An 11,853-nucleotide genomic window follows, 5' to 3' on the forward strand; every position below is an offset into this window, starting at 1 on the left:
ATCTTCGTCATAGGCGTAGGAAACAACGTTCTGCTCGGTTTCCCAGACGTAAGGTGCACGCCCTGTGGCGCGATGAACCTGGTAGTCCACCGCGACGATTCGATCCAGCTCATAACGCAGCAGCAGCGAGCGACCAGCACCGTTATCCAACCGCTCAATTCGCCCGGAACGATCACGGCAAATGCGTAGACGGTTGTCATACGCATCGCTGATCGCAGTCAGTACACCGTCGCGAAAGTGATAGAACCGCGACGCCTGGGCCAGCACCAGCTCATCAGGAGCCGAGCCTAAATAGATCGCCGCTTCGGCCAGGCTATTGGTGATCGCTGGCCGAGAATCGGTGGGCAAGGGAAACTGCGTACGGCGGTTCTCATGATCAGTCCACACCACCGAATCGCCCGACACACAAAGCCTGTGCGCCAGCGCATGGCTCCAGCCAAACCCCAACCCGCAATCCACATCCACCGCACTGGTGCGATACAGCCGTGTCCACTCAAACGGCAAGATCCCGTCCAGCGCACCATCGGTAAGAGTGAGCAATTCTTCCCCGGTGACCATCGACACCGGGCAGCCGTTAGTAACCGTCTTGTCCGCAGGTGCCGCCGCATCCCCCTTCGGATTGGAAGCCACGGCAGGCGCATCATCCACATGCTCCTGCCGGACCAATACCGTCTGCCGAGTCTTGTTGCGAACCACCGGCACCGGGTTCGAAACCAGCGTGTCGCCGGCCTTCAACGGCACCACCGGCACGGCCTTGACCGGCGTCGCCGAACTGCTCAGCAACACAGGCTTGGCGGCCTCAACATGCGTGTCCAGCCGCGGCCCCGCCACCTGCCTGGCCAGCAACTCCAACAACGCCCGCGCCCCGCCGGACTTGACGCCACTCAGCACCTGCGCACCCAGCCGCAGCTGTACGCCAATACCCCGCGTAGCCCAGATCAGTAGCAAATTGATCAACACTTCGCCGGTGATTTCACCCAGCAGCTCGTACATTTCGGGCGGCGGCAGCATCCGTATCCAGGCCACCACCGCTGCCACGTAGATAAACAGCAGCGGCTCATCACTGAGCACCAGCAATCCCTTGGCCAGCGTGTCTTTACCCAGCGCAAGCAGCGCGTCCAGTTCGGCCCGGGAGAGGTACTTCAGCAACTTTTCGCTGTTGGATTTGAGGTTCGCGAGCAGGTCATACAGCTCGGTGATGCTGTCCCACAGGTTGTAGAGCGCCTTGCCAAGTCCGGTAGCGAAGGCAATGCCCTGCATCGCACTGCGCTTGTAAGCAGGATCTTTGGCAAAGTCTGCCCATTGAGGCGCGAAACGCTCGTCCCACTGTTTACGCAGATCAGCTTCCAACCCGGCAATCACTGACGTGTAGGAGGCATACAGCGCCTTGACGTGATCCCTGGAGACATTGGGGTAAAAGGTGATTTGGTACTGCTGATCGCGGGTACAGTCGTTGACTTCGAGAATGCCGCTGGGGCCGATGGTCCGATGAAGCGGCGCGCCGACTGGGCTGCCATCCCGAGCCAGGGCTTGCAGTTCCACCTGGGTGTTGCCGATGGGTACAAACCGGGTACTTTCAAACAGATGCACCAGGGTCAACCCACCCTGGGCTTTGCATTGAGCGACGGTACGGCTGGGTTTATCGGAAGAAGCCGGCGCGACCAGTGCGACGTCTTCCCCAACCTTGAACACCTGCTCCACGGCAAGTGCCGAACCACCCAACAGGCTGTCGGCCCACGAGTCGAACGTGTTCAGGCAGGTACGAAAATCCGCTAGAACGCGAGTGACATCCGGCGCCTTGGGATCCATGGGGGCCAACACAAAGCCAGCGATCACCGGAATCAAGAGCCAGCCCCGTCAACCAGGGCTCTAACGAAAACAACCATCTGCAATCCCTCGCACTGTTTGATCAGGCGAGGGACTTTGCAGAGGTTCTTGGGTAAAAGAAGTCGGCGTTATTCGCGGAGATGGCGAGGAAGTTTCGCCTAAACTTCAGGTAAACCGAGGCTTGGTGGTAGGAATCGGATTACAGGTGGAACAGTCTTACAGCTTCAACTGCCCAATCGCCTTGCTCAACTCACCCGCCAACGTCGCCAGTTCATTGCTGGTGGTCGCCGACGACACGGTCTGCTGTACAGTGTTTTCGGTGACATCGCGAATACTCACCACGGCGCGGTTCATCTCTTCGGCCACATGGCTTTGCTGTTCGGCGGCGACGGCGATCTGAGTATTGCTTTCGCGCATCTGCGCCACGGCACCGGTGATTTGCGCCAGTGCGGCGCCAGCTTCCTGGGCTTGTTGTACGCAGTCGTCGGCCTTGAATGAGCTTTCCTGCATAAAGTCCACCGCATCGCGAGTACCGGCTTGCAATGCCGAGACCATGCGGGTGATTTCGTCGGTAGAGCTTTGCACGCGCTTGGCCAGGTTGCGAACTTCGTCGGCAACCACCGCGAAACCTCGGCCCATTTCCCCGGCGCGGGCGGCTTCGATGGCGGCGTTGAGGGCGAGCAGGTTGGTCTGTTCGGCGATGCTGTGGATCACCCCGACCACGCCGTTGATCTGTTGGCTGTCCTGGGCCAGTTTCTGGATCATTTCGGCGGTCTGTTGTACGCCGTTGGACAGCCCGGCGATTGAACGCTGTACGCGGATGACCACCTCCTGGCCGCTGCCGGCGAGGGTGTCGGCGGTCTGGGACAGGTCGCGGGTAGCGCCGGCGTGCTGGGCGATATGGTGGACGGTGGCGGTCATCTCATTGATGGCGGTGGCGGCCTGGTCGGTTTCGCTCTGCTGGCCGAGCATACCGTGCTGCACCTCGTTCATGCTGCTGGCCAGGCGTGCGGCGCCGTCATCCAGTTGCCGGGCGGTGCGTGCCACGGTGTTGACCACGCGCTGGTAGCCGGCCTGCATGGCGTTGAATGCACTGGCCATCTGGCCGACTTCGTCCTTGCAGGCCAAGGGCACGCGTGCCGACAGGTCGCCGGTTTTCTCGACGTGCAGCATCACGTCCTTGAGGGTGTTGAGTTGGCTGAGCAGGAAGCGGATCAACAGTTGTGAGGCGCCGAGCATGGCCAGCATCAGGATTGCCACGGCGACGGCATAGTTGGCGAAGCGCTCGCTGAACACTTGGCCAAGGCTGGGTGCGTAGGCGAGGACGGCGACGTGTTGACCGTCAACGCGATCGATCACCTCGGCGCCTATCAGTGGGTTTTTGCCCAACAGCGGCATGTGATTGAGTTCGACCCAGCCGCTGGCAGTACTCAAGGCTGGAAGAGGCTGGTCGCCCAATTGTGGGATTTGCCCCTGGGCATAGGCCAGCCATTGCTCGCCGGTGGGCAGGGCTTTGTCGGCTGGCCAGGCGCTGAGCAACCGCCCCTGAGCCTGGGCCGAAGCCTGGGATGCCTGGCTGCGTGCCTGTTGCTCAAGCTGTACCGCGTACAGCACCAGCAGCAGGGTGGTAATGAAGGCGACCGCATTGACGGCCCAGAATTTGTACTTGAGCGAGATATTGCTAAGCCAGGCACCCATGGAAGGTTTTCTCTGATAGCGGAAACAGTATTGGCAAGGTGCCATTATTGTGCCGCTACTCAGAAAAGCGTTTTTGACATGCGTCAATGCACGGCATCAATCCACATCAGGTAAGCCGAAAAAACGGCGGGCGCAGGCGGTGCTGTGCAATGCCAGGTCTTCGAGGGTTTCATGACGGTGCAAGGCCACTTCGCGCAGGACTTCGGGCAAGTACGCCGGTTCATTGCGACCGTTTTTTGGCTTGGGGCGCAGGGTGCGCGGCAGCAGGTACGGCGCGTCGCTTTCCAGCATCAGGCGGCCCCTGGGAATTTCCCTGACCAGCGGATGCAGGTGCGTCCCACGGCGTTCATCGCAGATCCAGCCGGTGATGCCGATATGCAAGTCCAGGTCCAGGTAGCTGAACAGCGCCGCTTGTTCACCGGTGAAGCAGTGCACCACGGCGGCGGGCAGGTGGTCGCGGTAGTCTTTGAGGATCTCCAGCAGGCGCTGGTTGGCGTCGCGCTCGTGGAGAAACACCGGCAGTTTCAGCTCGACGGCCAGGGCCAGGTGGTGTTCGAGGACTTTTTCCTGCTGGGGGCGAGGGGAGAAGTCGCGGTTGAAATCCAGCCCGCACTCGCCCACGGCACGCACCCGACTTTCTCCCAACAGGCTACGCAGGCGCTGTGCACTGTCGCCGTTCCAGTCGCTGGCAGAGTGAGGGTGGATGCCAGCGGTACTGAACAAGCGCTGGCCGCTTTCATCAAGTTTTGCACACAGCTCCAGGGCCTGTTCACTGCCCTCGATGCTGGTGCCGGTGAGCACCAATTGCTGCACGCCAGCGGCGTAGGCGCGTTCGAGGACAGCCTGGTGCCTCTCGTCGAAACTGGGGTTGGTCAGGTTGACGCCGATATCAATGAGTTGCATGGTGCTATCTCCGCCTGCGGCCGGAAAGCATATCAGAGCTGTAGATTTATAAGAAAAACCAAGAACTACAACGCGTTATCGCTGTCTTTGAACGTCGCAAGCGACATTGTGGTTGGCCAGTTGCCTGTCACTGTGTCGCCGTTGCGCGCCTTGCCAGCGCATAGAGCGCTCTGTTTCTGACCTCCAGCACTTTGTTATTCGCGAAGGCGCTGGCCAGTATTCTTTCCGGAGAGCGGATGATCCGACCCTCGGCGTTGCTTATGTTGTGCCTGACGTTGCTACTGCCCATGGCGGCGGTCGCACGTCTGGACGGGCCGTTGGAAGTCACCAAGCCTGGCAAGGTGCGTGACCTGGCGCAAATTCGTTCCAGTCGCACCCTGCGCGTACTGGTCAACCAGAGCCGCAACAGCTCCGGTGAAGTGCAGGGCCAGGCCATCGGCGTCGAATACCATCGGTTGCGTGCCTTCGAACAGTACCTCAACGGTCACGCCCGCGATGGCCAGGAAATCAACCTCAAGATCATCCCCAAGGCCAAGGACCAGTTACTCGGCGCGTTGGCCCGTGGCGAAGGCGACCTGGTGGCGCCCGGCGAGTTGCTGGATGTGAAGGCCATACACAAAATCAGCGCCAGCGAGCCGATTGTCAGCGATGTGCCGTTGTGGCTGGTCGGCGTCAAGGGAGAGCGACGATTTACCAAGTTGGAGCAATTATCTGGTCGCACGTTGACGCTGACCACCGGCAGTGCGGCGGCGGATGCCATCAGTCAGGTCAATCAGAAACTGGCGCTGCACAAACGAGCGCCGGTGAAGGTGGAGTGGGTTGACCCTAGCCTGGCGGTAGAGGATGTACTGGAGATGGTGCAGGCCGGGATTTTTCACCTGACGATCGTTGAAAAACCGATTGCCGAGCGCTGGTCGAAAATCCTGCCCAAGCTGCGCTTTGACAAGCAGGTGGTAATCAGCGAACCGGGTGACGAGTTCTGGTTCGTGCGCCAGGACGCTTCGATGCTGCGCGCCAGCATTGACCGATTTCTCAAGACCTATCGAACCCCTGCCGATCAGGACGTGGCGTTCCAGCGTATCTACCGACGCCTCTATCAGGTGCGCAACCCGCTGGCGCGCGCCGACCGCCAGCGTCTGGAAAAACTGCGCCCGGTCCTGCAAAAACATGCGCGCGAGCAAGGGATGGACTGGCTGAACCTGGCGGCGTTGGCATTCAAGGAGTCCTCCCTGGACCCAGGCGCACGCAATAGCGGCGGCCCGACCGGCCTGATGCAAATCACGCCTTCGGCGGCGCAACGGGTGGGGGTCAACAACATCGAGAGTCTCGATAGCAATGTGCAAGCTGGCGCACGTTACCTGGCGTTGATCCGGCGTAAATTTTTCTCCAGCCCCAAGCTCAACGAGCGCGAGCGCATGGCTTTTGTGCTGGCGGCCTACAACATGGGCCCGGAGCGGGTCCAGGGGATGCGCACCGAGGCCAGGCGCCGCGGGCTGAACCCCAATCAATGGTTCTTCCAGGTTGAACGCATCGCCATGGAGCAGGTGGGGATGGGCGGCGTCAGCTATGTTAATAGCGTCAACAAGTATTACTTGGCGTTCGACCGGGAGCGAGAGTCCCTGGAGCCGCCTGCAGCAAAAATTGCCTTACGCAAATAATCAAATTTATCGATATTAATTAGGCAATATTTGCGCTTTTGTCATTGTTTAAACTGATTAATATAGCGGCCAACCAACCCCTACCTGGAAAAGGATTTACTTAAATGAGCCCAATGATTACACGCGTCCTGTCCACCCGCGCCGGTTACGGCCTGACTATCCTGCGCATCTTCGTCGGCATCATCTTTGCCGCTCACGGTTCGCAAAAACTGTTCGGCTGGTTTGGCGGCGGCGGCCTGGCGGGTACTGCCCAATTCATGGAAAGCCTCGGCCTGACGCCGGGTACCCTGATGGCAGTGTTGTCGGGCGGTACCGAGTTTTTCGCCGGCCTGGCCCTGATCATTGGTTTGCTCGCTCGCCCGGCAGCATTGGGCCTGACCTTCCTCACGCTGGTTGCGATCTTCTCGGTGCATATCCATAACGGCTTGTTCATGGCCAACAACGGGTATGAATTTGCTTTGGCTTTGCTCGGCGGGGCGCTGGCGGTATTGCTCGAAGGTGCGGGCAAACTGTCGGTTGATCGCGCCATCACTGACTGATCTGTTTGCATGTCCCGGAAAAGGCCCGCATCTGCGGGCCTTTTCGTTGCTCGGGATTCTTGACACTGCCCCACCGGCTTCTCTAGGATGCTGTTCATGCGCCGATTTAAACAGCTAATTGCGGGGCGCCACTGGGACTCAATGCAGCCCGATAGAAGTCCGTATCCTCACCCAGGGCGCTCTTCGAAATACCGCTAAAGCGCTGGTTCGGTGTTGCCTCTCACCTGCCCGCAGACTTTTGAGGCAGAGACACGACACGATGAATGCACCACGCCCTCTCATACGCCTGGCCCCGATTACCGCGGACCTGACTCAACGCAATCCGAAAATCCTCCTGGGTGGTAAACACCAGCCGACGCTCCTGCGTTATCTGGACGGCTGGCCACGCCGTAGCGGTCGGCCCTCGGCGTTCCTGATCCAGTTTGTCGAGGACGGCGAATCCCTGGCTCGTTTTGCCAGCAATAGTTTCGACCTTGCAGTGATCCAGGCGCCCAATGCCGGCGACGCCCATGAAGTGATTCACCAACTGACGCGTATTGCCCGCCAGGGGTTGATTGCGCGGCGTTGAGCCGTCAGTCATAGACCGCTGGCGCGGCTGATCGGCGTCGACGTTGGTGGAGGGAAAGTCCCCAGGCAATCAGGCATAACAGTAACGGCATCGTGGCGATCATCAGCCCTTTAAGGTATCGCTCGAAACGCTGCAAGGGCGCGTATGCCTGGGCTTTGAGTGCATGCAACTCGATGGGCAATTGCAGGCGTTCCTTGTTGAGTGCCTGCAACTGGGTGTTGGTATCCACGGCCTGTGTGACCAGGCTTGCGTGCCCTGGATTCAGCCTTTGCCATGCTTGCTCTGTGAGCTCTTGTCGTCGCTCCAGTTCAACCGCACTTTTGCGATAAGCCTGTGCGGCTTCTTCGCGCATGTGTTCGAGCCTGTGCAGTGGCTGGGTGATGACGCGCGGTCGGATGCGCCTGAGTATCTCCGGAACTGCCAGGTTATCCAGGGTATTCAATACAAATTGCGCATTACCGTTGGGCTGAGCGTTGCTGACAGCGTCCGCGAGTACGTCAGTGTCGGCCACGACCACCACCTGGATCTGCTCGGCATGTTGCATCCCCGGTGGCTGGCCCTTGAGGCCGTCGGGAAACACTGAATAAGCGGGGCCCTCAACGCGGGCGGCAATCACGTGGCGCTCTCCTGTCGTGGCGGTTTCATCGATGAGTGAGTCGAACGTGGTCGCAGAAGCAAAGCGCCCTGCATCCAGCAGTGCGGACTGCCGGGAGCTCTGTAGCAAGGGGGTCAGCAGCGTACGATTTTTGTTGGACAGGGAGAGGGCGCCGCTGCTCGACACGGTCACGGCATCCAGGTTCCAGGTGCTCAGGTCTGTCGGGTTCATTGCCTGCCGTGGAAGTTCCAGCCTGGCTGGGTGCAGTACCTTTGGCATTCCGGGGCCGGGCGTAGCCGATGAGGCGTAAATATTATCGACCAACAGCTTGTCCGCAGGCATTTGTATACCCCATGCAGTGAGCAGCGCATCCAGCCTGGCGTTGGTCGTTATGGCTTGCGCAGCTATCTCGCTCACCGGGTCGATAAAGGCCATCAGCGTTGCGCCTCTCATTACCGCTTGCTCAATGGCATACAGAGCCTGCTCGGGCAGGGCACCGGGCTGTACGACCATCAATGTACTTATCGATGACGGCACTTGAGCGATGGTCGATGCCAGTTCCACCACGTTGAATTGTTCGCGCATCTGTTCCAGTAGTTCGCCGGCAGGTTCATGTAGCGCCAGTCCCGACAGCAGGCCGATAGTGGGACGTTCAGGGTGCATGAGTTTGTGGAGCAGGTGGCTGATTTCATATTCAAGCAATGACTCATGCTCGGGATTGAACAGGTCAATGCGTTGCGCGCTATGGCCGGCACGGGTGCCAATAAGGCCTAGGAATCCTTGCGTGTCATCCAGGCCAAACAAACCGGCTTTGTAAGCGTCTTCTGAAAAAGGCGTTGGGTTGATGACATGTAGATTGATCATGCCGTTGGCCGCTTTTTCGACTTCCTTGAGCATGTCTTCAACGCGACGGCCGTAACGCCTCACTGCCTGGCTCCGTTGAGGGGCATTGATAGCATTGAAGTAATACAGGTCCAGTGGGGTTTCAAGTGTTGTCAGCAGTTGGCGCGTTGATGACGATAAGGTATGGATTTGCGTGTGTGAAAAGTCCCAGCGGATATTGGGTAGTTTCGGTACCCAGACCAGATTGAAGGCCAGAAACAGTAGCGATATGACAAGTAAGGTCATACCCGCACGAAGAGCGGATCCCATCAGTGGCTTTCCTTCTCAGCTGTTCTTGTAGTTGAGTGTGATGGTCGTCGCAAAGAGAAAAGCCAGGATCATACTTATAAAGTAAAAGCCGTCATGCAGTGTCAGTTTGCCGTTATCCATCGTGCTAAAGCGAGCAATAGGGTCAAGGGACATCAGGCTGTCGATAATCCAAATGGGTGTCTGGCTATCAAGTGCATCCAGCATTGAGGAAAGCGCGCTGGCAATCAGCAATAAGCCCAGAGTGAGCAGGAAAATAATGATGCGTTGCTTGGCAAGTACACAGATGAAGCAGCCCACCGAGAGATAACTTCCGGCCAGCAACCAACTGGCCAGGAATTGTGACGCGATAACGGCATTATCTGGTGTGCCCAGATAGTTGACCGCGATCACCAAAGGGAAATTAAACATTAAGGCAATGGCGCAGACGGTCCAGGCTGCCATGAATTTTCCGACCACCTGTTCAGTGGCGGTGACAGGCAAGGATTTCAGCGTGTCGCAAAAGCTGCTGTTGTATTCATCCGACCACAACTGCGTCGATAAAATGGGGACCAACAATAGATAAAGCCAGGGGTGCAGTTCGAAGAAAGCCTGCAAATTGCTGCTGTTTCGCTCCATCCATTGCTGGGTGTCCAATCCCAATGTCGTACACAGCACGAGAAAAACCGCCACACTCAGGTAAGTGCTTGGTGAGCAGGCATAACTGGCGAGTTGACGCTTGAAAATAACAGGTAGCAGTCTCAAGCAGGTATCTCCTGGCTCAGATGGTGAACGACATCGCCCAGGCGACCCGGCTCCAGGCTCAAAGACGTTATGTTCCAGCCGCGATGTGCGATAAGCGCGTTAATCGAGGGGAAGATGGAGTGCCCGGGCATGGCCAGGACAGTCACCTTGCCCTGTGCATGTCGGTCCTCCTCGATGCCCGCGACACCGGGTAATACGGCAAGTGCGAGTAAGTCCAAGGGGCTGTCTGATGCCAGGGTCACCGCCTGGAAATGCCGGGAACTGCGCTGCAGATCCGCCAGCGAAGCATCGGCGGCCAGGCGGCCACCGGCGATGACCAGGGCACGGGTGCACATGTCCGTCAGTTCGTGGTACTGGCGGGAGGCGATAACGACCGTCATGTCCTCGGTCAGGGACTTGATGAGTGCGCTGAACTTGAGCCTTTGATCAGGGCATAGCCCCTGCGTGGGTTCATCGAGCAGGAGCAGGCTTGGGGAGTGGACTAAAGCCTGGGCCAATGCAACTCTGCGCTTCAAATCAGGGGGCAGTATGTCGGCGGGGCAGTCGAGCACGGGCATCAGGTCCAGCCGTGCGGCTACCTGCTCTACCTGGCTGCGCTTTTCCAGGCCCCTCAAACCACGAATGGCCGCAATAAAATCAAGTATGTTTTTGACGGACATTCTATGGTGGGTGAGTCCGCCTTGAAGTTGATAGCCAATGGCTTTTTTGGCTTGAAGTGAATGAGTTTGGGTATTGAACCCCAGAATATTGATTTGCCCAGAAGTCGGTTTGATCGTACCGGCGATCAAGTTCAATAAGGTCGTTTTCCCTGCGCCACTTTCTCCCAGCAGGCCCACGCATTCCTGATGCTGCGCACTGAAGGAAATATTGGTAATTGCGCTTGTTCTGCCCAGCTGTTTTGTTAAGTTGCTTATCTCGATCATGTCGTTACCGAATAAGTGTTCGGGGCGTGTGCGAAGCGGCGCTGTATAGGGAAGGGCCTTAAAAAGAGTACGTTCATTAGTTGTGGTTGGGAACGCACGGCGCGACTTATAAGAAGAATCCTACGTTCGGCTCGATAATTCGCTGAAACAATTGTTTTGTTTGGAGGGCTTATTAATGTTCGGATGTTTATCTGATGTTTATATAAGGTTTTCTCTTTTGTAACGAGGCCTGATCGCCATGATGCTTCTACGTACTCTTGTTCTTGAGCGCAGCGATGCGCAGGCACCTGTAAACGGTGCGCTGCTCTGTGGGTTTGCTGTCGCCCAAACCGCTTCTAACTTTCTTGTGTATAGCCTCGATGAAGAAGCCGAACCTGGTCATTCCAGGGTCTACATCGCGGTTCTGCGTAAAAAGCTTGAACGCTATTTCCTGGGCGGCGTTGATTCGAAGGAGGATTTGCAGGTGGCGATGCAGGTCTTCAAGCAGGTTCTGACGCAGGCGGCCGCACCAGGCTCCAAGGCGATTCCGGCTGCCGAGCCCCAGGTTCCGTTCCATTTCATTGACCTGAAGGGGTGCAGGTTGCCGCCTGCCCGACCCGAGGATCACCATTCGGTGATCATCAAGAAAGCGTTGGTGATGAAGGTGATTACCCTGGGCATGTCAGCCCCTGCGCTGCCTGCCATCGAAAGTAGTACGGTGATCGTGCCGTCGATCCGCTTCTCATCGCAAATGGTTGCACCGCCACGCAACCCAACCCCACCCAGGATTGCGCCACAGCCTGTGGTGGAAGATATCGTGGAAGAACCGGTGCCATCGTTTGTGCAGATGCCGCAGGCGCCCGCTGAGGCAGTTAAGGTGCCTTTTCAGGTTGAACAGCCTGAAGTCCCACCGTTTGAGGAGCCTGCGCCGCTGGAGCAAGAGTCTTTGCTTGAGATGGATAGCACCCTGAGCAATCTCGCCAAGGTCGCTCAGGAGCTGACGCAAAAAAAACGCGCTGTCCTCGAAAAGGAAGAGCAACTTGAGCAGTGGCAGATGCGGCTGCAAGAGCAGCAAAGCCAATTGGACGAAAAACACCGAGAGCTGGAGCAGCGTCATACTCAATTGCAGGATCAGCAATCAGAGGTCAACCAAAAGGCGGAAAAGCTGGCGATGATGATGTCGCAGCTGTCAGGAGTGCGCCAGCATCTGCACGGGACGCTCTTTGGCCTGGATCAGGTCCTGGATGGCCAGGGATAAGCCGATGGGCTC

10 protein-coding genes are annotated in these 11,853 nt (G+C 58.0%); 4 read left to right on the forward strand and 6 right to left on the reverse strand.

Going from position 1 to position 11,853, the window contains the following annotated elements; all coding sequences use genetic code 11:
* The 3 genes from E4O97_RS13670 to E4O97_RS13680 form a co-directional block, all read right to left on the reverse strand.
* On the reverse strand, positions 1-1,845 hold a 1,845-nt coding region (locus tag E4O97_RS13670), incomplete at its 3' end, for a DUF6531 domain-containing protein (RefSeq protein ID WP_248161525.1).
* A gap of 198 nt (positions 1,846-2,043) precedes the next feature.
* Positions 2,044-3,525, reverse strand: coding sequence for a methyl-accepting chemotaxis protein (locus tag E4O97_RS13675; protein WP_032877149.1), 1,482 nt, complete (start codon positions 3,523-3,525; stop codon positions 2,044-2,046).
* Between the two features lie 96 nt (positions 3,526-3,621).
* On the reverse strand, positions 3,622-4,428 hold the full coding sequence (locus tag E4O97_RS13680) for a TatD family hydrolase (RefSeq protein ID WP_032877148.1): 807 nt from the start codon (positions 4,426-4,428) through the stop codon (positions 3,622-3,624).
* Between the two features lie 236 nt (positions 4,429-4,664).
* On the opposite strand from E4O97_RS13680, the gene E4O97_RS13685 reads away from it, so the two are divergent.
* The 3 genes from E4O97_RS13685 (at position 4,665) to E4O97_RS13695 (ending at position 7,193) form a co-directional block, all read left to right on the forward strand.
* Positions 4,665-6,086, forward strand: a complete 1,422-nt coding sequence (locus E4O97_RS13685) for a transglycosylase SLT domain-containing protein (protein WP_248133330.1) — start codon at positions 4,665-4,667, stop codon at positions 6,084-6,086.
* Positions 6,087-6,190: 104 nt separating this feature from the next.
* Complete coding sequence (locus E4O97_RS13690; protein ID WP_032877146.1) at positions 6,191-6,625, forward strand: DoxX family protein; 435 nt, start codon at positions 6,191-6,193, stop codon at positions 6,623-6,625.
* Positions 6,626-6,884: 259 nt separating this feature from the next.
* A complete protein-coding gene (locus tag E4O97_RS13695) occupies positions 6,885-7,193 on the forward strand; it encodes a hypothetical protein (RefSeq protein ID WP_032877145.1) in 309 nt (102 codons plus the stop codon).
* A gap of 4 nt (positions 7,194-7,197) precedes the next feature.
* Here E4O97_RS13695 and E4O97_RS13700 read toward each other — a convergent pair whose 3' ends face one another.
* From E4O97_RS13700 to E4O97_RS13710, 3 genes are read right to left on the reverse strand one after another with little or no spacing between them, the layout of a single operon-like run.
* Positions 7,198-8,940 carry a Gldg family protein gene (locus tag E4O97_RS13700; RefSeq protein ID WP_248161526.1) on the reverse strand — a complete coding sequence of 581 codons (1,743 nt, stop codon included), beginning with the start codon at positions 8,938-8,940 and terminating at the stop codon, positions 7,198-7,200.
* 15 nt (positions 8,941-8,955) lie between these two features.
* A complete protein-coding gene (locus E4O97_RS13705) occupies positions 8,956-9,681 on the reverse strand; it encodes an ABC transporter permease (RefSeq protein WP_248161527.1) in 726 nt (241 codons plus the stop codon).
* On the reverse strand, positions 9,678-10,604 hold the full coding sequence (locus E4O97_RS13710; RefSeq protein ID WP_078820693.1) for an ABC transporter ATP-binding protein: 927 nt from the start codon (positions 10,602-10,604) through the stop codon (positions 9,678-9,680). The genes E4O97_RS13705 and E4O97_RS13710 overlap by 4 nt, the downstream gene beginning before the upstream one ends.
* A 238-nt stretch (positions 10,605-10,842) precedes the next feature.
* Between E4O97_RS13710 and E4O97_RS13715 the strand changes: the two genes are divergently transcribed.
* Positions 10,843-11,841, forward strand: a complete 999-nt coding sequence (locus E4O97_RS13715) for a hypothetical protein (RefSeq protein WP_078820694.1) — start codon at positions 10,843-10,845, stop codon at positions 11,839-11,841.
* Positions 11,842-11,853: the final 12 nt, after the last annotated feature.

It is taken from the genome of Pseudomonas sp. W15Feb34 (genome assembly GCF_023127765.1).
In the GTDB taxonomy this organism is placed as follows: Bacteria; Pseudomonadota; Gammaproteobacteria; order Pseudomonadales; family Pseudomonadaceae; genus Aquipseudomonas; species Aquipseudomonas synxantha_A.

What these genes read in the sequence shown, in the direction of transcription:
- E4O97_RS13685 (WP_248133330.1), top strand. Translation starts at nt 4,665, where the DNA reads ATGATCCGACCCTCGGCGTTGCTTATGTTGTGCCTGACGTTGCTACTG.
- E4O97_RS13715 (WP_078820694.1), top strand. Translation starts at nt 10,843, where the DNA reads ATGATGCTTCTACGTACTCTTGTTCTTGAGCGCAGCGATGCGCAGGCA.
- E4O97_RS13695 (WP_032877145.1), top strand. Translation starts at nt 6,885, where the DNA reads ATGAATGCACCACGCCCTCTCATACGCCTGGCCCCGATTACCGCGGAC.
- E4O97_RS13690 (WP_032877146.1), top strand. Translation starts at nt 6,191, where the DNA reads ATGAGCCCAATGATTACACGCGTCCTGTCCACCCGCGCCGGTTACGGC.
- E4O97_RS13675 (WP_032877149.1), bottom strand. Translation starts at nt 3,525, where the DNA reads ATGGGTGCCTGGCTTAGCAATATCTCGCTCAAGTACAAATTCTGGGCC.
- E4O97_RS13710 (WP_078820693.1), bottom strand. Translation starts at nt 10,604, where the DNA reads ATGATCGAGATAAGCAACTTAACAAAACAGCTGGGCAGAACAAGCGCA.
- E4O97_RS13680 (WP_032877148.1), bottom strand. Translation starts at nt 4,428, where the DNA reads ATGCAACTCATTGATATCGGCGTCAACCTGACCAACCCCAGTTTCGAC.
- E4O97_RS13700 (WP_248161526.1), bottom strand. Translation starts at nt 8,940, where the DNA reads ATGGGATCCGCTCTTCGTGCGGGTATGACCTTACTTGTCATATCGCTA.